Source organism: Marinactinospora thermotolerans DSM 45154 (assembly GCF_900167435.1).
Lineage (GTDB): Bacteria > Actinomycetota > Actinomycetes > Streptosporangiales > Streptosporangiaceae > Marinactinospora > Marinactinospora thermotolerans.
Window position 1 is genome coordinate 139748 of record NZ_FUWS01000006.1, and the last position, 20005, is coordinate 159752.

Sequence of the window (20005 nt, forward strand, 5' to 3'; positions counted from 1 at the left end):
TTTCCGGCTTTTTGGTCTAGACCTTTCGTGGGCACCCGGTGTTCGCGATACTTGCACCGGAAACCCGACGGGACATCCCGTGCACGACCCGGCCCCGGGAGCCCCCGGAGCCGTTCTCATCGACAACTCCAAGGCCAGAGCAGGGAGTCATCACCATGCCCATCGCCACCCCAGAGGTCTACACCGAGATGCTGGGCCGCGCGAAGTCGCAGGGCTTCGCCTACCCCGCGATCAACGTGACCTCCAGCCAGACGCTGCACGCCGCCCTGCGCGGCTTCGCCGAGGCCGAGAGCGACGGCATCATCCAGGTCTCCACCGGTGGCGCGGAGTTCCTGTCCGGCGCGACCGTCAAGGACATGGTCACCGGCTCGGTGGCGTTCGCCGAGTACGCCCGCATCGTGGCCGACAAGTACCCGGTCAACATCGCCCTGCACACCGACCACTGCCCGAAGAACAAGCTCGACGGCTTCGTCCGTCCGCTGCTGGAGATCTCCAAGGAGCGCGTGGCCAGGGGCCAGGAGCCGCTGTTCCAGTCGCACATGTGGGACGGTTCCGCCGTCGAGCTGGAGGAGAACCTCCAGATCGCCGAAGAGCTGCTGGCCGCCTCCAAGGAGGCCCGCACCATCCTGGAGATCGAGGTCGGCGTCGTCGGCGGCGAGGAGGACGGCATCGTCGGCGAGATCAACGAGAAGCTCTACACCACGCCGGGCGACGGCCTGCGCACCGCCGAGGTCCTCGGCCTGGGCGAGAAGGGCTACTACATGGCGGCCCTGACCTTCGGCAACGTGCACGGCGTCTACAAGCCCGGCCACGTCAAGCTGCGCCCGGAGGTGCTGAAGGAGATCCAGGACGCCGTCGGCGCCCAGTACGGCAAGGACAAGCCGTTCGACCTGGTCTTCCACGGCGGCTCGGGGTCGACCCTGGAGGAGATCCACGCGGCGATCGAGTACGGCGTGGTCAAGATGAACATCGACACCGACACGCAGTACGCCTTCACCCGTCCGATCGTCGACCACGTCATGAAGAACTACGACGGCGTGCTCAAGATCGACGGCGAGGTCGGCAACAAGAAGGTCTACGACCCGCGCTCCTACGGCAAGGCCGCCGAGGCCGGCATGGCGGCGCGCGTCGTCGAGGCCGCGCAGCAGCTGAAGTCCGCGGGCAACAAGATGAAGTAGCCACGCGCCTGTCAGGGCCTCCGGCCGCGGCCGGAGGCCCCTCGGCTGCCGCGGAAGGCGCCCGCGCGCTGGCAGGATGGGGGCATGGACCTGTCACAGAACCTGCTGGGGGAGCCCCCGGCGACCCGTCTGCCCGAGAACGAGGAGGCCCGCGCCGCTCTCGCCGCCGGCGACCCGGCCGAGGTCGCGGCCCGCTTCCCCGCCTACTCCGCCGCGTGGGCCACGCTCGCCGAGCGGGCGCTCGCCGCCGGCGACCCCGTCGCCGCCTACGCCTACGCCCGCACCGGCTACCACCGGGGGCTGGACCAGTTGCGGCGCTCCGGTTGGAAGGGGCACGGCCCCATCCCCTGGGAGCACGAGGCCAACCGCGGTTTCCTGCGCTCGCTGCACGCCCTCGGCCGCGCCGCGGCCGAGATCGGCGAGACCGACGAGGCCGAGCGCTGCTCCACGTTCCTGCGGGACAGCAGCGCCGAGGCCGCCGCGGCGCTGTCCTCCTGAGCTGGGACGCCTCCCCCGGGCGGGGAGCCCGGTGACGCCCTTAACGTCCCGTTGAGGGTCGTGTACCCTCGATATGCAAGAGCCCCTGTCGTTTTCTTGCGCCAGGGGCTCAGGCATGTGCAGGGACACCGTGCCATGGTCCTCGGTCGGACAGAGATTGAAGAGGTAGACGCGGATGCCGGCGATCACGCTCGTTGGGGCCCAGTGGGGGGACGAGGGGAAGGGCAAGGCCACCGACCTGGTCGGCAACCGCGTTGACTACGTCGTGCGCTATCAGGGCGGCAACAACGCCGGCCACACCGTCGTCATCGGCGACCAGAAGTACGCGTTGCACCTGCTGCCGTCGGGCATCCTCTCCCCCGACGTCGTCCCGGTCATCGCCAACGGCGTCGTCATCGACCCGGCCGTGCTGTTCGAGGAGCTGCGCGGCCTCCAGGAGCGCGGTGTCTCCACCGAACGGCTGCTGATCTCGGCGAACGCGCACCTGATCATGCCCTACCACCGGGCCTTGGACAAGGTCAGCGAGCGCTTCCTGGGCAAGGGCCGCATCGGCACCACCGGGCGCGGCATCGGCCCGACCTACGCCGACAAGATCTCCCGCGCGGGCGTGCGGGTCCAGGACATGTTCGACGCCAAGATCCTGCGCAAGAAGCTGGAGCTGGCGCTCAACGACAAGAACCAGATCCTGACCAAGGTCTACAACCGTCGCGGTCTGGAGCTGGAGCAGATCCTCGACGAGTACCTGGGCTACGCCGAACAGCTGCGCCCCTACGTGGCCGACACCTCCCTGATCCTCAACAAGGCCCTGGACGAGGGCAAGACGGTCTACCTCGAGGGGTCGCAGGGCACGCTGCTGGACATCGACCACGGCACCTACCCGTTCGTGACCTCCTCCTCGCCCACCGCGGGCGGCGCGTGCGCCGGTTCGGGTATCGGCCCGACCCGCATCACCAAGGTCGTGGGCATCCTCAAGGCCTACACCACCCGGGTCGGATCGGGGCCGTTCCCGACCGAGCTCCTGGACGAGTCGGGCGAGTGGCTGCGCCGCCAGGGCCACGAGTACGGGGTGACCACGGGTCGCAACCGCCGCTGCGGCTGGTTCGACGCCCCGATCGCGCGCTACGCCACGCGGGTCAACGGCATCACGGACTTCTTCCTCACCAAGCTCGACGTGCTGTCGGGCCTGGACCGCATCCCGGTGTGCGTGGCCTACGACGTCGACGGCGTGCGCCACGACGAGATCCCGATGACCCAGACCGACTTCCACCACGCCACGCCGATCTACGAGTACTTCGACGGCTGGAACGAGGACATCACCCACGTCCGCGCCTTCGAGGAGCTCCCCAAGAACGCCCAGGCCTACGTCCGCGCGCTGGAGGAGATGTCCGGCGCGCCGATCTCGGCGATCGGCGTCGGCCCGGGCCGTGACCAGACCCTGGAGCTGCGCTCCCTCGTCTGACCCGTCCGCTTCCCCACGTTGGTCTCGACGTCGGGGCCCTCTCCCGGCCACTGGGGGAACTCCGTCGCGGGATCGCCGTGGGGACGTCCCGTCCGTTTCCTCACACCCCCTGGGGTTCCTCCTGTGATAACCCTCGTCCTCGGTGGTGGCGGCCGCGAGCACGCCCTCGTCCGCGCCCTGTCGCTCGACCCCGACGTGACCGCCGTGCACTGCGCGCCCGGCAACCCGGGCATCGCCGACCTGGCGGAGCTGCACCCCGTCGACCCCGCCGACGGCGGGGCCGTGGCCGATCTCGCCGAGCGCGTCGGCGCCGGGCTCGTCGTCATCGGCCCCGAGGCGCCGCTCGTCGCGGGCGTCGCCGACGAACTGCGCGCGCGTGGCATCCCGGTGTTCGGCCCGGGCCGCGAGGCGGCCCGGCTGGAAGGCTCCAAGGCGTTCGCCAAGGAGGTCATGGAGGCCGCCGGCGTGCCCACCGCGCGCGCCAGGGTCTGCGTCACCGAGGCCGAGGCCGCCGAGGCGCTGAAGGAGTTCGGCGCGCCCCACGTGGTGAAGGACGACGGGCTGGCCGCGGGTAAGGGCGTCGTGGTCACCGACGATCTCGAAACGGCCCTGCGGCACGCCCGCGCCTGTGACCGGGTGGTCATCGAGGAGTACCTCGACGGCCCCGAGGTGTCGCTGTTCGTGCTGTGCGACGGCGTCGACGCGGTCCCCCTGCTGCCCGCGCAGGACTTCAAGCGCGCCCTGGACGGCGACGAGGGCCCCAACACGGGCGGGATGGGCGCCTACACGCCGTTGCCGTGGGCTCCGGAGGATCTGGTCGCGCAGGTCATGGCCGCCGTGGTGCGCCCCACCCTGGCCGAGATGGCCCGGCGCGGCACGCCCTACCAGGGGCTGCTCTACGTCGGCCTGGCGCTGACCTCGCGGGGTCCGCGGGTGGTGGAGTTCAACGCGCGTTTCGGCGACCCCGAGACCCAGGTCGTGCTGGACCGGCTGGCCACGCCGCTGGGATCGCTGCTGCTGGCCACCGACACCGGTGGGCTGGGGGCGCTGCCGGAGCTGCGTTGGCACCCGGGCGCGGCGGTGACCGTGGTGGTCGCGGCCGAGGGCTACCCGGGGACGCCGGCGAAGGGCGACGTCATCACCGGCCTGGACGCCGCGAACGCGGTCGAGGGCGCCTACGTGCTGCACGCCGGGACCTCCCGGGACGCTGACGGCAGGATCGTCGCCTCGGGCGGCCGGGTGCTCAGCGTCGTGGGCACGGGCGAGGATCTGGAGGCGGCCCGCGAACGCGCCTACGCCGCCGTCGCCGAGATCGGGTTGCGGGGGGCGCACCACCGTAGCGACATCGCCGAGGCCGCTGCCCGGAACACGTGACACTGCCGGACGTCGGGTTTCTCGGCGTCCGCGAAGTTCGTCCTCCCTGTCGGGAAAGATGTGCTTTTTCGCGGGCAGGGAGGCGGCATGGAAGATATCGCGTCCCGCGCCGAAGAGGCCTACGTCACCGACGACGGCTCGATCCTCTTTCCCGAGAAGGTCCTGGCCCAGGCACACCTGCGGCCCGGCGACCGGGTCGCGGTCCGGGTGGTCGGGCAGGGCGCGCTGTCGGTGCGCGCCCTGCCCGGCGCCGCGGATGTGGCCCCGCCCGTGGTGGGAGGGACCGCCGCGCCCGCGGGTGGTGAGGCCGCGCCCGACAGCGCCCCGACCGTCCCCCTCCCCCGTTGAGATCCCGCCGGGCCGTCTCCCCGCGCAACCGCGCACCGCCTGCCCCCGCGTGGCGGACACCTGCCAAAATGGTCCCGTGATCGAGCGCTACACCCTCCCCGAAATCGGCCGCGTCTTCAGCGACGCCCACAAGTACGAACTCTGGTGCCGGGTCGAGACCCTGGTGATGGAGGCACACGCGGCGGCGGGGACGATCCCGGCCGACTCCGTGGAGCCGGTCCGCCAGGCGCCGCCGCCCACCCCCGAGCGGGTCGCCGAGATCGAGGCCGTCACCCAGCACGACGTCATCGCCTTCCTGACGGCCTGGGCCGACAACACCGAGCCGCGCGAGGCGGCCAAGTGGGTCCACTTCGGCATGACCTCCTCCGACCTGCTCGACACCGCGCTCGCCGCCCAACTGGTCGAGGCGACCGACATCCTGCTGGCCAAGGCCGACACGCTCGTCGCCACGCTGCGCGACCACGCGCTGGAGCACCAGGAGACCCTACGGGTGGGCCGCACCCACGGCATCCACGGCGAGCCCGACGTGTGGGGCCACCGCGTCGCCGACTTCGCCTTCGCCATGGCGCGCTCCCGCGACCGGCTGCGCCGCGCCCGCGAGTCGGTCGGCGTGATGGCGATCTCCGGACCGGTCGGCACCTACTCCAACATCGACCCCGCGGTCGAGTCCTACGTCGCCGAGCGGCTGGGGCTGCGCCGCGCCGACGTCTCCACCCAGGTGGTCATCCGCGACGGCATCTCCGAATGGGTGTCGGCGCTCGCGATCATCGCGACCGTGTGCGAGGCGATCGCGCTGGAGGTCCGCCACGGCCAGCGCACCGAGGTCCGCGAACTGTGGGAGCCGTTCGGCAAGGGGCAGAAGGGCTCCAGCGCCATGCCCCACAAGAAGAACCCGATCATGTCGGAGCGCGTCGCGGGGATGGCCCGCATCGTCCGCGCCCAGATCGTGCCGGTCATGGAGGGCATCCCGCTGTGGCACGAGCGTGACATCTCCCACTCCTCCACCGAGCGCATCGCGCTGCCCGACGCGGCCATCGCCACCGACTACCTGCTGCACCTGACCAACCGGCTGGTCACCGGCCTGGTCGTGGACGCCGAGCGGATGCGCGCCAACCTCGACTCCACGCACGGCCTCATCTACTCCTCCACGGTCGTCTCCGAGCTCATCGAGGGCGGGTTGTCGCGCGAGGACGTCTACGCGCTGGTGCAGACCGCGGCGATGCGGACGTGGGAGAACGGCACCCCCTTCCGCGAGACGCTGCGCGAGGAGGCCGCCTCCCGCGACATCGAACTGGACGAGGCCCGGCTGGACGAGGTGTGCCGCCCCGAGCGCTTCGTCGAACGGCTCGGCGGCGTCTTCGACCGGCTGAAGAACCTGTCCTGATGATGCGGCCCGACCAGTACACCGAGGTCGTCCGGCGACGCCTGTACGCCGCGCGCGCCAGGGTCACCGAGGAGCAGCGGCTCGGCCCCGGCACGGCCCTGGTCGGGCTGCTCTCCGACACCGTCGCCCTGTCCCCGGTCACCCTGTGCCTGGCGGTGACCAGGGCCGAGGTCGCGACCGCGCCGATGCTGCGCGACTTCTGCGGGCACGCCGCCGCCCACACCCGCGCGGTGGTGGGCGGCGGGGTCGGCCTCCTGGAGGGCGCGTGCACGATCGCGGCGGTCGTCGCCGTCCACTCGGATCCCCCGGCGCAGGCCGCCGCCTCGGCGAAGACCGCGGTCGGGTTCGGCACGATGCTGCGCCCGGTGCTGGTCGACCTCTCGACGGGGACGGTGCACACCTGGACCGGGACGCGGCTGCTCGGTCTGGCCGCCATGGGCTACATCCGCGACAGCGTCCGCCGTCTCCTGCCGCCGCCGGGCGAGGCGCTGGCGGAGCTCGGTGGTCCCACCCGGCCTGTTGGACCGCCGCACCCTCCGGGGCCGTCCGGCCACGATGGCCGTTTCGGCCCGCGGCCTCAGCCTCCCGGCCACTGGCCGCCCGGTCCGCCCCCGCCTCCTCGGCGGGGTCGCTGAGCGGCCTCGTCCCGTCCTTACGCATCTGAGAGCACAGCGAGCACACCATGAACGGTTTCGTCGAAAAGCCCGTCCCCGTCGAGGTCCCCGGGTTGACCCACCTGCACACCGGCAAGGTCCGCGACCTCTACCGGACGGAGAGCGGCGACCTCGTCATGGTCGCCAGCGACCGCGTCTCCGCCTACGACTGGGTGCTGCCCACGGAGATCCCCGGCAAGGGACGGATCCTCACCCAGATGTCGCTGTGGTGGTTCGAGCGCCTGGCCGACCTGGTGCCCTGCCACGTGCTCTCGGACACGCCGCCGCCGGGCGCCCCCTCCGACTGGGCCGGCCGCACGCTGGTCTGCCGCGCCCTGGACATGGTGCCGGTGGAGTGCGTGGCACGCGGCTACCTCACCGGTTCGGGCCTGGCCGAGTACCGCGTCGACGGCACGGTCTGCGGTGTCGAACTGCCCGGGGGCCTGGTCGACGGGTCACGCCTGGAGGAGCCGATCTTCACACCGGCGACAAAGGCCGAGGTCGGCGAGCACGACGAGAACGTCTCCTACGAGGCCGTTGCGGCCCGCCACGGCGAGGAGCTGGCGGCCGAGCTGCGCCGGCTCACCCTGGCCATCTACACGCGGGGCCGCGAGATCGCCGAGGAGCGCGGCATCATCCTCGCCGACACCAAGTTCGAGTTCGGCCGTGACGACGAGGGCGGGCTGGTCCTGGCCGACGAGGTCCTCACCCCCGACTCGTCGCGGTTCTGGCCGGCGGACTCCTGGGTCCCCGGCCGTCCCCAGCCCTCCTACGACAAGCAGTACATCCGCGACTGGTTGACCTCGCCGGCCTCGGGATGGGATCGTGCCGCCGACACCCCGCCGCCGCCGCTGCCGGCGGAGGTGGTCGAACACACGCGCGCCACCTACGTCACCGCCTTCGAGCGTCTCACCGGACGCTCCGTCGACGCCGGGTGATCCCGGCCACGATGGCCCCAGGGAGCGCGCCCAGCACTTACAGTGGTAACCGGTCCGTTCGGTCGCATGGGGCCGTGATCCCCTCTTGCGCGTAGGACCGTCCGCATTCGCCGGCGGGCGATCTGCCTTGGTTGCATATGGCGCGTTTTCCCGGGTAACCGGTGATTCGTTGCGGGATGATCAGGCGTACGAAGTACGTTGCTATAGAGTCATCGCCAGATGGCCACCGGTTGAGCCCATTCTCGTCGGAGCGCTCCGCGTGAAACCCCGCGTTCGACGGTTATGCATTCCCGGCGAGTACCACCAGATTCTGCCTCACGAAGGAGCTTATGAGCATGGGCCAGGAGGTTCGTTACCGCGTTCGAGGCGGCCGTCCCCTCACCGGAACCGCGTTCATCCAGGGCGCGAAGAACGCCGTCCTGCCGATGATCGGCGCCGCACTGCTGGCGTCCAAGGGGCGCACCGTCCTGCGGAACGTTCCGATCATCGAAGACGTCCGCCGCGCTCTGGAACTCGCCGAGCACATCGGCGCGAAGGTCGAGTTCCACGAGCCCGAGCGCACGATCGTCATCGACGCCTCCCAGCTCAACGACCCCGAACGCGCGGTCCTGCCGGCCGACATCGCGGCCCGCTTCCGCGGCTCGGTGCTCTTCGTGCCGGCGCTCATGCACCGCATGGGCCAGGCCCGGATCGAGGGCGTGGGCGGCTGCAACCTGGGCAGCCGCAACCTCGACTTCCACTACCGCGGGTTCGCCCGTCTCGGCGCCGAGGTGACCGAGGACGCCGAGCGCAACCACATCAACATCAAGGCCGGGAACCTCAAGGGCGGCCACCTCTACCTCGACACCCCCTCGCACACCGGCACCGAGAACCTCATCATGGCCGCGGTCCTCGCGCCGGGAACCACGGTCATCGAGCACGCCGCGCTGGAGCCCGAGGTCCTCGACGTCATCGACTTCCTCACCCGCATGGGGGCGAAGATCACCGGCGGCGGCACCGGCTTCATCACGGTCGAGGGCGTCGAGGAGCTCAGCGCCGTCGAGCACACGATCATGTCGGACCGCATCGACGCCGGCGTGTTCGCGATGATGGCGGCGGCCACCGGCGGTGAGGTCAGCCTGGTCGGCGCGCACCTGGAGCACCTGGGCGTGGCCCGCTGGAAGCTGGAGCAGATGGGCGTGGAGTTCGCCCAGCAGGGCGCCGTGCTGCACGTACGCCGCGACCCCGCCACCCAGCTGCGGCCGATCAACGCCGTCACCTCGCCCTACCCGGGCTTCGCGACGGACCTGCAGTCCCCGTTGATGGCGCTGGCGACGCTGGCCGAGGGTGAGAGCTACATCCACGAGGCCATCTACGACGGCCGCTTCGCGCTGGCCGACGAGCTCAACAAGATGGGGGCCAAGGTCGAGGTCGACGGGACCCGCGCGATCGTCCACGGTCCGACGGCGCTGCACGGGGCCGAGGTCGTCGCCCACGACCTGCGCACCGGCGCCGCGCTGGTGCTGGCCGGTCTGGTCGCCGACGGGGAGACGATCGTCGCACCGGGCTACCTCGTCGACCGCGGTCACTCTCAGTTCGCGACGCGTCTGGCCGCTTTGGGCGCCGACGTGTCACGGGAAGAGGTTGGTTGATCACGTAACGTCCCAGTTCACGGCGGGGCGGGGGGGTGGTCCCCCGCCCGGCCTTTTGACGTTCTGTGGCAAACGATCTTCATGGCCCCCGAACAATGGGTACGATCTCGGCAATCATGCCGTGACAGGAATTGGGTCGGGACCAGTGGGCGCACATAGTGAAGAGCGTGGAATGGTAGCGGGGAGCAACCCGAGGTGAGTGCGCAGCGTACCGGCGATTTGACGATCGGCGTCATCGGGCCGCACGAGGTGGTCGAGCGCGTCATGCTCATGGGCCCGGGCTCGACGGGACCGCTCAACGCCAGACTCATCGCCGCCGCCTATCGAGACGAGCAGGAGGCCACCGACAAGGTCCTCCGTCTGGGGTCGGCCATCGACGCCTATTTGTTCGCGAGCCCGGTCCCCTATGAGTTCGCGCGCAAGGCCGGCGTCTTGACCATGCCCGCCACCTATGTGCCGCTCGGCGGGGCGAGCCTGCACGAGGCGCTGCTGCGGGCCACCCTCGATGAGCGCTACGACCCCACCCGGGCCAGTCTGGACGTGCTCAGCCGCGCCGACGTGGTCGAGGCCTACTCCGAGGTCGACCTGCCCGTCGACGGGATCCACGTGCACGAGGAGCTCGCCAGCACCGCGGCGCTCACCTCGTTCCACGAGGGGCTGTGGCGCCGCAAGGCCACCCGCATGGCCATCACCTGCGTGCGGGGGGTCGCCGAACGGCTGGAGGCGGTCGGGGTCCCCACCCTGCGGTTGCGCCCGACCAACGCGGGCGTGCGCAGCGCGTTGCAGACCGCCGGCCTGCTCGGTGCCCACCATCGTCTGGAGGAGGCCCAGCTCGGCGTGGTCATCGTGGACGTTCCCACGCTGCGCGACTCCACCCGCCGCTCGACCCCCCGCTACTGGCGGGACGAGCTGCGCCTGTCGCTCCAGCGGCTGCTGTTGCAGGAGGCGCACCGCATCAACGCCACGGCGCACCCGGTGGACGACCACACCTTCATGGTCACGGCCACCCGCGGCTCCCTGGTGAGCGCCACCGAGGGATTCCGCCAGCCCCCGTTCGTCGAGCGGATCAAGTCCGAGCTGGGCATCACCATCGAGGTCGGCATCGGCATGGGCCGCACCACCCAGGACGCCGAGGCGCACGCCCGCGCGGCGCTGAGCAGGGCCCAGGCCACCCGGCAGAGCTTCGCGGTGGACCGCGAGGGCCGTTCCCTCGTCCCCGCCCAGCGCGCGCCCCAGCGCCAGTCCGGCGAGCCGTTGCGCACGAAGGGACGCGAGACCCTGCTGCGCCTCTCCGAGAAGATCGCCGAGGAGGACGCGCCGCTCGTGGTCGACGCCGAGGGCGCCGGGCGGATGCTCGGCGTCACCCCGCGTACCGCGCGCCGGCTGCTGCGCACGCTCGTCGAGGAGGGGCTGGCCTGGCCGCTGCCGCCCAACCGGACCCTCCAGCCCGGTCGTCCCCGGCAGTTGTACCGCCTGATCGTCGAGAAGCTCGACAAGGACAAGGCCGGGAAGTAACGGCGTGGCCGCACGGGGGCGGCCCGGTCGCCGGACGCGCGACCGGGCCGCCCCCGTCGGCGTCCCGTCTCAGTTGCGCGTCGGGTAGGACCGCGCCACCGCGAGGAAGGCGTCGTTGTCGGCCGGCTCCCCGATGCTGACGCGCGCGCCCTCACCGGCGAAGGGACGCACCGCCACGCCCGCCGCCTCGCACGCGGCGGCGAAGTCCGACGTGGCCTCGCCCAGCCGCAGCCAGACGAAGTTCGCCTCGGTCGGGGGGACCGTCCAGCCGTCGGCGAGGAGCGCGCCGCGCACCCGTTCACGCTCCTTGACCGTGCTCTCCACCCGCTCCAGCAGCTCCTCCTCGGCCTCCAGCGAGGCGACGGCCGCGGCCTGGGCGAGCGCGTTCACCGCGAACGGCACCATCGTCTTGCGCACCGCCTCGGCGACGTGGGGGTGGCCGACGAGGAAGCCGACCCGCAGCGCCGCGAGCCCGTAGGCCTTGGAGAAGGTGCGCAGGACCGCCACGTTGGGACGGTCGCGGTAGAGGGAGAGCCCGTCGGGAACCGCGGGGTCGCGGACGTACTCGCGGTAGGCCTCGTCGAGGACGACCAGCACGTGGTCGGGAACCCGGTCGAGGAAGGCGGTGAGCTCCTCCCCGCGCACCACCGTGCCGGTGGGGTTGTTGGGGTTGCACACCAGGAGGAGCCGGGTGCGCTCGGTGACGGCCGCGAGCAGGGCGTCGAGGTCGTGCGTCTCGTCGCGGAGCGGCACCTGGACCGACGTCGCGCCGGAGAGGCCCGCGAGCAGCGGGTAGGCCTCGAAGGACCGCCAGGCGTAGACGACCTCGGCGCCGGGTTCGGCGACCGTCTCCAGGAGCTGCTGGAGGATGCCCACGGACCCCGCTCCGAGGGCCACGTGCTCCTCGGGGACGTCGAAACGGCGGGCGAGCGCGGCGGTGAGTTCGGCCGCTCCGTTGTCGGGGTAGCGGTTGATCCCGGTCGCCGCCGCCGTGATGGCCTCCAGGACCGAGGGCAGCGGCCCGTAGGGCGACTCGTTGGAGGAGAGCTTCGCCGATCGGCCGTCGGGACCGACCACCGCGCGGCCCGGCCGATAGGGGGGGATTGTCCCGAGTACGGCCCTGAAGTATGGCGAGTTCCGCTCCGACACCGCTGACCTTCCTCGATACTCTACGTATATGGGGTGTCACGCAGGGCGAGCCCATCCGGTGCCCGCTGTCACCCCCTCTCCCGAAATATCGCACAGGACAGGAAAGCGCACCATGGAGCACCCCCGGAACACCCTGAAGGCCAGCGTGGCGGCCCTGGGGGCGGCGGCCCTCCTGTGCGCCCTGTCGGGCTGCGCGGGCAACGTCGCGCCGGCCCCCACCGATCCCGGGGCCGAGGCCGCGGCCCGGCTCGGCACGGCCCAGATGGTCGAGTACGGCGCGCTCAAGTTCGTCGCGGACCAGAGCGAGACCGGCACCTATGAACGGCTCGCCTCCGTGCGCCAGTTGGAGTCGGTCCGCCAGGAGGCCGACTCCGACAAGCCCGCGTGCATGGACGCGGCGAACCGCTGGGGGCGCATCCCCGAGGTGCGCACGGCCCCCGCCTCGCTGGCGACCTTCGTCTCCGACTCCACGACCGTCACCCACCTGTTGTTGGCGCTCCCCGAGGAGACGGCGCGCGCGGTCCTCGACTCCGGGCCGCCGCGCGAGTGCGCCTCCTACACCATCACCCTCGGCGGCGTGCCCACCTCCTACCGGGTGCGCGATCTCGACCTGGCCGGCATCGGCGAGGAGAGCCGGGCCTTCTCCGTCTCGGCCACCTCGCGGGGGGAGCGGGTGTGGATGCACAATCTCGTCTACCGTGACGGCGGGCACGTCGCGATGACGACGCTCATCAGCGGTTCCGACGACACCACCACGACCCTGGAGGGCTTCGCCGACGCCGCGCTGGAGCGTGAGCGCAGGGTGCTGCTGGGCTAGCGCGCCTTCCCCCACCCCTGGTCCGCCCGATCCCCCGTCATCCACGCCGCGCCCGTCCCGGCCTCGGCGTGCCCACCCCTCCCCCTTTCCGCCGTCCCCGTCGCGAGGGCGGTCTTCCCACGACTTTCCCCAACCCGCCCCAAGGCGCTGGCACGCCGCCGGAGGATCCACTACAGTCATACCGAGTCGAACACTTGTTCGACGAAAGGGGGAGGGGGAACATGACCACGGCAGCGCTTCCACCGTTCCGGACGGCGGTACGGCACGGTGGGGTCGGACAGGTCCCCCTCCCCCACCCCGACGAACGCCACGCCCTGCGCCGGATCGACTGGGCGGCCACCTCATCGGCGGCCTTCTACCGCTCCCTGGAGGCCGCGCTGGACCCCGCGCCCGTGTCCGGGCGTCCCGACCCCCTGCACAACCCCTACACCCCCGGCGCGGGTCGTCGCCCTCCGGAGCTCGCCGGTCGCGAGATCCCGCTCCGGCGCTTCGACCTGCTCCTCGATCGCGTCGCGCACGGCCGCCCCGACCGCAGCGTGCTCCTCACCGGGCCACGCGGGGTCGGCAAGACCGTCCTCCTCGACACCTTCCGCTCGATGGCGTCCGGCCGGATGTGGGGCACCGGCGGCTTCGAAACCCGTCCCGGCCACTCCCTGCGCCGTCCGATCGCCACCGCGGTGCACACGGCGCTGCGCGAGCTCGCCCCCCGCCACCGTGCTCCCGAACGCGCCGACCACGCCCTGGGCGTCCTCAAGTCGTTCGTCCTGGCCTCCCCCGCCCCGGCCGCCGGCGCGGGCCGTGGGGCCGTCCCCCGTCGCCGGCCCGTCGTCGACGCCGTGGCCGTGCGCGGTCAGGCCGACTCCGGCGACCTCGAAACCGACCTCGCCGACCTGTTCACCGCCGTGGCGTCGGTGGCCACCGACCTCGGCGTGGGCATCTGCCTGCTCGCCGACGAGCTCCATGACGCCTCCCACGACGACCTCTCGGCGTTGTGCGCGGCCTGCCACCGCATGGCCCGCAGCGGCGCGCCCCTCGTCGTCGTCGCGGCCGGGCTGCCCGACCTTCCCAGGGCGCTGTCGACCGCCAAGGGATACGCCGACCGTCTGTTCCAGCATCTGGGCCTCGGTCCCCTCGACCGCGCGGCCACCGAACACGCCCTCGTCGCGCCCGCCCGGGCCCGGGGTGTCGCCTTCACCCCCGAGGCGCTCGACGAGCTCTACCGGGCCACCGGCGGGCACCCGTTCCTCGTCCAGTCCTGTGGCCGGGCCGCGTGGGACCTCGCGGAGGGGGCGACGATCCGCCGCGCCGACGCGCGGGCCGCCGTGGCCGAGGTGAAGGACGAGATCGGCCTACACGGGGACGCCCCCGCCCCGTCCCGCCCGGCCTCCGTTGCCGGGGCGGGCCGTCGCCCCGGCACGCGTCACGGCCCCGCCGATTCCCCGCCAGGCGCTCACACGGCTTCGTAGGGAGCCCTGGCGGCCCCGTCCCCGCCTCGCGCGCGGTCGGACCGCGACAGCCCGGCGACCTCGCCGAAACCCACCAGCGTCGTCCCGGTCTCGGCGTCGACGATCACGGCGCGCACGCCCGACTTGCCTCCGGTGATCGGCACCCCGAACACGACGTCCACGTCCCGCCCGTTACGGCGGCCCGCGAACCGCACGAACCTCCAGCAGCCGTGCCGCCACAGGTCCACAGGTTCGGCCGAGGTGATGGTGGCCCGGTTGGACTCCCACAGATCACTGGCGCGCAATCGGGCCATCGTCCGGCGTAGCGGAACCTGACGCAGCTCGCACGGTGTCCGGTGCGTCAACCGGAACGCGATCTCCTTGAGTTCCGGCGACAGCGCGCCGAGCACCACGATCTCGGCGCCCAGCACGATCGCGTGGGCCGAGGCGGATCCCAGCAGTGCCGTCACCCCCGACACCGGCAGGCCGACCGTACTCACCGCCGCGACGGCCAGCAGGCCCGCGCGGGTGATCGTGCGCCAGCCCACGGGTTCGCTGCTCAGGCCGCCGAAGCAGCCGCACCCCATCTCCGGATCGCGTTTGCGCAACTGGATCAGCGTCACGACCGCCAGGACGAACATCAGCGCGGTGGCGCCCCGGACGATGTTCCCCGGCTGGCCCTTCAGCACCAGCAGTCCCACCGCCAGCGCGGCCTCGGTGCCGCCGTGCAGGAGCGCGACGGGCCGGTGGAACCGCACGGGCAGCAGCCCCGCCGGACCCTGCCCGTTGATGGAGCGGTCGGTGAACTTCGCCGCGGCGCCCAGCAGCAGCATCACGGCGAGGACCAGGAGTTGGATCTCGCGGACGACGTCGATCATGATCAGCCCACCGTCAGGGTCGCGTTGAAACAGCCCGCCTCGGGGAGCCCGCCCAAGGCGATGAAGCTGGTCAGGGTGAGTTGCGCGATACGGCCCCGCTCCTCGGACCCGCACGTGGCGCAGCGGTCGCAAAAGCGCGCGGTGGCCGATCCGCAGGCGATGACCTGGAGCGCCGCGGAGCGGCCGGTGCAGTCGTTGCGCAGCCGAAAGGAGGTGCCGATGGACAGCAATGGCAGCGGCGCGCAGCTGGTGACCTGGTCGCAGCCGGGACCGCAGTCGGCGGACCGGTCGAGCGCGGGGTAGGCCGCGCCGGTCGCGGTCGCCAGCGGATCGCCGGAACGCCCCTCGGCCGGGTCGTACCATCCCACCGTGCCCGAGACCGTCGTGGGCCGGCGTCGTACCGCGGGCCGGCGCGGCGTCTCCGCCACCGGATAGGGCGGCTGGGAGGACACGGGGATCATCGCCTGGAACTCGCCGTCCTTGTCCAGCCCGACCGCGTCGAACAGGTAGCCGGGTTTGAGGATGGGGTGGCGCACCTGGATGCGGCCGGAGGAGCGGTAGGGGATGGCGACGACGCTGTTACGGCGGTCGTGTCCGGTGTCGACCTCCAGGAGGCCGTCCTCCTCCGCGACGATCACACCGGTGACCCGGGCCAGCCCGGACCACACGCGCTGGGCCACCCACCGGTTGTCGGGGTGGGTGCGGACGATGACGTCCTGGCCGGGGCTCAGCTCGGTGACGTCGGCGACCCGCCCCCGCCACAGGACGCTGTCCTCCGCGAGGACGAAGCGCTCCTCGCCTTGAGGCGTGGCGACGCTGATCAGGTGCGGGCCGATGTCGACCAGCGTGCCGCGCACGACCCCCGGATCGGGTTCGTCGGGAACCGGGGCGGTCCCACCGCCCAGCAGGGCGGCGGTAAGCCTGCGGCGCTCCCGCGTGTCCACCGGCATCAGCGTCCCCCTTCCGCGAGTTACGGCTTTGCGGTCCCTCGGGACCGCAACCGCCATGTTCCCGCACGGCCACTGCGCGGGCGACACGTGCCCGGGGGCCGCGCGTCCGGACATGACGGTCTTTCCCGGCATTGTTCGTACCAGCCGAGGCCGCCAGAGGACTGACACTCCGACCTATCAGGAAATATTTCCTATGTCGTTCTCACCTCATGGTCTTCTCCTCCGCTCCCCCGCCGTATCGGCGGATTCGCCGCCGAACACGCCCGTCGGGGGACAGATCCACCTCCTCATCAGGGGACCTGTTTCGCCTATCGGGACGCTCCTCTCACTCGCCCATAGATCCGGTTTGTCGGAAGATGGGGCTCTTGTGAGCCGGTGATGACAGAGGCCGTGCGACAGTGAGGGGCGTGAGGATGTGACGAAGAGCGCGTGTCCGGGTTCTGGGGACGCGCTCGCGGGAAGCAGGTCGGTGGTCGTGTGGACGGAGCAACGCGGCAGAGTAGGTACGAGGAGTTCTCCGACTACGTCGCCAGCCGCGGACCGGCCCTCCTGCGCATGGCCCAGTCGCTGACCGGCAACCACGCCGACGCGGAGGATCTCCTCCAGGCCGCCCTGGTCAAGACGTTCTTCTCGTGGGACCGCATCGCCAATCCGCGCGCCCGCGACGGTTACGTGCGCCGGGCGATGGTCAACACCCAGATCTCGGAGTGGCGCCGCCGCCGCGTGGACGTCTACCCGACCGACGAGATCCCCGAGCAGCGGATGGACGACCCCACCTGGCAGACCGATCTCGCCGACGCGGTGGCGCGGGCGGTGAACCGGCTGCCACAGCGCCAGAGGGTGACCGTGGTGCTGCGCTACTACGAGGACATGTCGGAGGCGGAGATCGCGTCGAGGCTGGGGGTGAGCGTCGGCACGGTGAAGAGCACGGTCTCCCGCGCGGTCGCCAAGCTCCGCCGCGACGCCGATCTCGCCATCGAGCGGGCCACCTCCTGACGTCCGGTGACGCCGCTTCCCGAGTTCGTTTTGCTCCCGGCCCTCGCTCTCGGTACGCTTGTCCCAGCCAGGAGGATTCGCCTAGTCCGGTCTATGGCGCCGCACTGCTAATGCGGTTAGGGTTCACGCCCTTCCGGGGTTCAAATCCCCGATCCTCCGCAGGTCGGAAGGGGCCTCGCGCTTCGGCGCGGGGCCCCTTCTTCATGGGCTAGTCGCGGTCCTAGTTGCAGTCGCACGCGGAAGCACGGTGTCTCGGCGCCGTCATGGCCACACCTCGAACCGCCTGCGTGGCGGAAAGCCCCAACAGGTACCCGCACCGACACGACCGCTTCGCTCCGAGTCACTGACACCGGCCGGTACCCGACGCGCACCAGCCGCACCGGATGGGGCATGCCGTTGTCCACAGCGTGAAGGCGCCCCGCTCCACAGGCTGTGGAGCGGGGCGCCCTTTCGTGTCGCCGTGGTTCTAGGCGAACAGACTTGCAGCGACCTCGCGCACCTCGGCAAGTCCGACACGGGCGCGCCCGTAGGCGATCGCGTTCGTCAACAGCACCAGGTACCGCCCCGTCTGCGGATGCAGGTACAGGCTGGTTCCGGTGAATCCGTGGTGGTAGACGAGGCCGCTGTCTGCGAGCAGCCAGGCAAGCCCGCGGTGCGTCGCCTGATCGACGCGTACAGCCGATTCCCACGACTCGCGCACGTAGGCACCGAACGCCGAGTCGGCGCTCCACGCTTGCAGGATCACGCCCGCGTAGTCGGCGAGTCCATCGGCCGTGGCGAACACGCCCGCGTGTCCGGCCATACCGCCCAGGGTCGCGGCGTTCTCGTCATGCGTGGTCCCGTGGACAGGGTGACCGCCCGTGAGCCGACGCTCGGTCGGCGCCACCTGCGGGCCCCGTGCGAGCGGACCATAGGAGACACCGCTCACACCGGTCTCGCTCGTGTACTCCTCGAGGAGTTGCCCGAGCGTCGCCCCGCGCAGGCTTCGTGGGCTGGTCGCGGTCCTAGGCTCAGTCGCACGCCAGAGCATGCGATCTCCCCCTGCCTTTACTCTGCCGACGACCTCATGAGCTGGGACCTAGGGGTCGGCGACTTCGTGATCTTTCATCCGCGTATCCTCCACGGCGCCTCCGGCACCGGACCGGATTCCGGAGGCAGGGCCTTTGTATCCCGCTGGATCGCGGACGGTGTGACGTTTGAGCCCGAGCACGCCGTGCTCCCGCTTTTGTGGAAGCACGGACCGAAACCGGAGATCCGATCTCCGGCACCCTGTCCCCCAGGTGCTCCCCCACACCATCGAAAGCGAGTCAGCCTTGCGCTGGGAACATCCAGAAACTGAAGCCGAGGAGCGGTTCCTTGAAATCATCGACCTACTCCGAGAAAGGGAGTAGAGTGATATCCATTTGATTCACAGAAGAGGACCGCGTGAAGAATAATCCGAATCCCATCATCGACGTTCTGAAGATACCGAAGTTCAGAAGACTGATAGCCGCACGCTTTCTTGCACTATTGGGGAACGGAATAGCCCCGGTCGCACTCGCTTTCGGTATCCTAGCGACGGGCGGCTCAGGGGCGAGCATTGGGATTGTCGTCGCTGCTCGGGGATTCGCCCTACTACCAGGTCTGCTGTTCGGCGGGGCGCTCGCCGACCGGTTCTCCCGGACATCCATCATGGCCTGGTCCGATTCCGTCGCCGGACTGAGCGCACTCGCCACAGCCTACCTATTCGTGAGCGGCAGCGCCGAGACCTGGAATCTCGCCGCCATCCAGCTCCTCAACGGCGCAGCCGCGTCTTTTTTCATTCCGGCTTCACAAAGCGTCATGCCCATGATCGTTCCGGCCGAGAAACGACAGGCCGCGAACTCCCTGATGTCGCTGTCGATGCAGCTCGGTGTCATCATCGGCGCAACCGGTGCTGGGCTCATCGTGGCCAACCTGGGCGCCGGATGGGCCATGTCCGTCAACGCACTGACCTTCCTCCTCAGTGCCCTGTTGATCTCTCGGATGCTTCTCCCCGCCATCGCGTCAACCGGGGAGAGCATGTTCCAGAGCATCCGCACCGGCTGGCGGGAGTTCTACTCACGGCGTTGGGTCTTCATCGTCGTGCTCCAATTCATGGTGATCATGGCAGCCGTCTACGCGACACTGAACGTCCTTGGTCCCCTCGCCGCCGATCTTCACCTCGACGGAGCGACGTCCTGGGGGTTCATTCTCTCCGCCAACTCCCTGGGCTACGTCCTGGGTGGCTTCATCGCACTGAGAATCAGGACGAAGTACCCGTTAAGGACCGCGGTGTTCATGACGCTGCTGTTCGCCGCGCCCAGCATCTTCCTGGCCATCGCCACCGGCAACACCTGGATCATCGCCCTCGGGGCGGTCATCAACGGCGTCGGCGCCACGGTCTTCAACGTCCTGTGGGACACGACGGTCCAGGAACGGGTACCCCCCCAGTACCTTTCCCGCGTCGCTTCCTACGATGCGCTCGGTTCACTAGCCGCGGTGCCGATCGGTACCGCCGCCGCCGGCTTCCTGTCAGAGGCCATCTCGCTGGATGTGGCCCTGTGGATCTGCAGCGCGGTCATCATCGTCTCAGGTGTCATCACGCTCTGTTTTCGGGAGGTCAGGACCCTCACCAGCGAAGAGGAGAATTTGTCGAAGACCTGATCCGGGGCGGGTACCGCAGTTGCACTACCGATCTCCAGCACTTTCGCCCCTGGGCGCACGTCGAGGCCGTCGAGGGTCGACGCGATCAACGTCGCCGCGGTCGTCTACGTGAGGAGTGACCCGTCGGG

Annotated in this window: 18 protein-coding genes and 1 tRNA gene; 15 read left to right on the plus strand and 4 right to left on the minus strand. The window is 70.8% G+C overall.

Features of this window, described 5'->3' with window-relative positions:
• Positions 1-155 precede the first annotated feature (155 nt).
• The 10 genes from fbaA to B5D66_RS12265 all read left to right on the plus strand — a co-directional run bounded on the left by fbaA (position 156) and on the right by B5D66_RS12265 (position 10978).
• Entirely contained in the window at positions 156-1178 is a 1023-nt protein-coding gene (fbaA, locus tag B5D66_RS12220) for a class II fructose-bisphosphate aldolase (RefSeq protein ID WP_078761826.1), read from the plus strand.
• A gap of 84 nt (positions 1179-1262) precedes the next feature.
• The gene (locus tag B5D66_RS12225; RefSeq protein ID WP_078761827.1) at positions 1263-1676 is read left to right on the plus strand and encodes a DUF3151 domain-containing protein; all 414 of its coding nucleotides are present in this window, start codon (positions 1263-1265) and stop codon (positions 1674-1676) included.
• A gap of 175 nt (positions 1677-1851) precedes the next feature.
• Entirely contained in the window at positions 1852-3135 is a 1284-nt protein-coding gene (locus tag B5D66_RS12230) for an adenylosuccinate synthase (RefSeq protein WP_078761828.1), read from the plus strand.
• 123 nt (positions 3136-3258) lie between these two features.
• Positions 3259-4509, plus strand: a complete 1251-nt coding sequence (gene purD / locus B5D66_RS12235; RefSeq protein ID WP_078761829.1) for a phosphoribosylamine--glycine ligase — start codon at positions 3259-3261, stop codon at positions 4507-4509.
• Between the two features lie 87 nt (positions 4510-4596).
• A complete protein-coding gene (locus B5D66_RS12240) occupies positions 4597-4857 on the plus strand; it encodes a hypothetical protein (protein ID WP_078761830.1) in 261 nt (86 codons plus the stop codon).
• Between the two features lie 76 nt (positions 4858-4933).
• Positions 4934-6241 (plus strand): adenylosuccinate lyase, encoded by a 1308-nt coding sequence (purB, locus tag B5D66_RS12245; RefSeq protein ID WP_078761831.1) that lies wholly within the window; start codon positions 4934-4936, stop codon positions 6239-6241.
• Positions 6241-6876 carry a hypothetical protein gene (locus B5D66_RS25735; RefSeq protein WP_078761832.1) on the plus strand — a complete coding sequence of 212 codons (636 nt, stop codon included), beginning with the start codon at positions 6241-6243 and terminating at the stop codon, positions 6874-6876. The genes purB and B5D66_RS25735 overlap by 1 nt, the downstream gene beginning before the upstream one ends.
• Before the next feature lie 47 nt (positions 6877-6923).
• Positions 6924-7832, plus strand: a complete 909-nt coding sequence (locus B5D66_RS12255; protein WP_078761833.1) for a phosphoribosylaminoimidazolesuccinocarboxamide synthase — start codon at positions 6924-6926, stop codon at positions 7830-7832.
• 329 nt (positions 7833-8161) lie between these two features.
• Positions 8162-9463, plus strand: coding sequence for a UDP-N-acetylglucosamine 1-carboxyvinyltransferase (gene murA, locus B5D66_RS12260; RefSeq protein WP_078761834.1), 1302 nt, complete (start codon positions 8162-8164; stop codon positions 9461-9463).
• A 249-nt stretch (positions 9464-9712) separates the two neighbouring features.
• Complete coding sequence (locus B5D66_RS12265) at positions 9713-10978, plus strand: transcriptional regulator (protein WP_078762061.1); 1266 nt, start codon at positions 9713-9715, stop codon at positions 10976-10978.
• 69 nt (positions 10979-11047) lie between these two features.
• On the opposite strand, the gene hisC is transcribed toward B5D66_RS12265, so the two are convergent.
• Entirely contained in the window at positions 11048-12127 is a 1080-nt protein-coding gene (gene hisC, locus B5D66_RS12270; RefSeq protein ID WP_078761835.1) for a histidinol-phosphate transaminase, read from the minus strand.
• A 112-nt stretch (positions 12128-12239) separates the two neighbouring features.
• On the opposite strand from hisC, the gene B5D66_RS12275 reads away from it, so the two are divergent.
• Complete coding sequence (locus B5D66_RS12275; RefSeq protein WP_078761836.1) at positions 12240-12944, plus strand: hypothetical protein; 705 nt, start codon at positions 12240-12242, stop codon at positions 12942-12944.
• A gap of 221 nt (positions 12945-13165) precedes the next feature.
• Entirely contained in the window at positions 13166-14410 is a 1245-nt protein-coding gene (locus tag B5D66_RS12280; protein WP_235000954.1) for an ATP-binding protein, read from the plus strand.
• Here the strand turns inward: B5D66_RS12280 and B5D66_RS12285 are convergent.
• Together B5D66_RS12285 and B5D66_RS12290 are read right to left on the minus strand one after the other, a co-directional pair.
• A complete protein-coding gene (locus B5D66_RS12285) occupies positions 14395-15267 on the minus strand; it encodes a MauE/DoxX family redox-associated membrane protein (protein WP_078761837.1) in 873 nt (290 codons plus the stop codon). The two genes, B5D66_RS12280 and B5D66_RS12285, sit on opposite strands and share 16 nt — an antisense overlap.
• A gap of 2 nt (positions 15268-15269) precedes the next feature.
• On the minus strand, positions 15270-16217 hold the full coding sequence (locus B5D66_RS12290; RefSeq protein WP_078761838.1) for a hypothetical protein: 948 nt from the start codon (positions 16215-16217) through the stop codon (positions 15270-15272).
• Positions 16218-16694: 477 nt separating this feature from the next.
• Between B5D66_RS12290 and B5D66_RS12295 the strand changes: the two genes are divergently transcribed.
• A complete protein-coding gene (locus B5D66_RS12295; protein WP_078762063.1) occupies positions 16695-17213 on the plus strand; it encodes a SigE family RNA polymerase sigma factor in 519 nt (172 codons plus the stop codon).
• Positions 17214-17283: 70 nt separating this feature from the next.
• Positions 17284-17372, plus strand: a tRNA-Ser gene (locus B5D66_RS12300).
• 307 nt (positions 17373-17679) lie between these two features.
• On the opposite strand, the gene B5D66_RS12305 is transcribed toward B5D66_RS12300, so the two are convergent.
• The gene (locus tag B5D66_RS12305; protein ID WP_078761839.1) at positions 17680-18243 is read right to left on the minus strand and encodes a serine hydrolase; all 564 of its coding nucleotides are present in this window, start codon (positions 18241-18243) and stop codon (positions 17680-17682) included.
• A 395-nt stretch (positions 18244-18638) separates the two neighbouring features.
• Between B5D66_RS12305 and B5D66_RS12310 the strand changes: the two genes are divergently transcribed.
• A complete protein-coding gene (locus B5D66_RS12310) occupies positions 18639-19877 on the plus strand; it encodes an MFS transporter (RefSeq protein WP_078761840.1) in 1239 nt (412 codons plus the stop codon).
• Positions 19878-20005: the final 128 nt, after the last annotated feature.

Coding starts and splice junctions, on each gene's coding strand:
- B5D66_RS12285 (WP_078761837.1), bottom strand. CDS start 15,267: ATGATCGACGTCGTCCGCGAGATCCAACTCCTGGTCCTCGCCGTGATG.
- B5D66_RS12290 (WP_078761838.1), bottom strand. CDS start 16,217: ATGCCGGTGGACACGCGGGAGCGCCGCAGGCTTACCGCCGCCCTGCTG.
- B5D66_RS12305 (WP_078761839.1), bottom strand. CDS start 18,243: ATGCTCTGGCGTGCGACTGAGCCTAGGACCGCGACCAGCCCACGAAGC.
- fbaA (WP_078761826.1), top strand. CDS start 156: ATGCCCATCGCCACCCCAGAGGTCTACACCGAGATGCTGGGCCGCGCG.
- B5D66_RS12240 (WP_078761830.1), top strand. CDS start 4,597: ATGGAAGATATCGCGTCCCGCGCCGAAGAGGCCTACGTCACCGACGAC.
- B5D66_RS12230 (WP_078761828.1), top strand. CDS start 1,852: ATGCCGGCGATCACGCTCGTTGGGGCCCAGTGGGGGGACGAGGGGAAG.
- B5D66_RS25735 (WP_078761832.1), top strand. CDS start 6,241: ATGATGCGGCCCGACCAGTACACCGAGGTCGTCCGGCGACGCCTGTAC.
- murA (WP_078761834.1), top strand. CDS start 8,162: ATGAGCATGGGCCAGGAGGTTCGTTACCGCGTTCGAGGCGGCCGTCCC.
- B5D66_RS12255 (WP_078761833.1), top strand. CDS start 6,924: ATGAACGGTTTCGTCGAAAAGCCCGTCCCCGTCGAGGTCCCCGGGTTG.
- B5D66_RS12280 (WP_235000954.1), top strand. CDS start 13,166: ATGACCACGGCAGCGCTTCCACCGTTCCGGACGGCGGTACGGCACGGT.
- B5D66_RS12275 (WP_078761836.1), top strand. CDS start 12,240: ATGGAGCACCCCCGGAACACCCTGAAGGCCAGCGTGGCGGCCCTGGGG.
- B5D66_RS12225 (WP_078761827.1), top strand. CDS start 1,263: ATGGACCTGTCACAGAACCTGCTGGGGGAGCCCCCGGCGACCCGTCTG.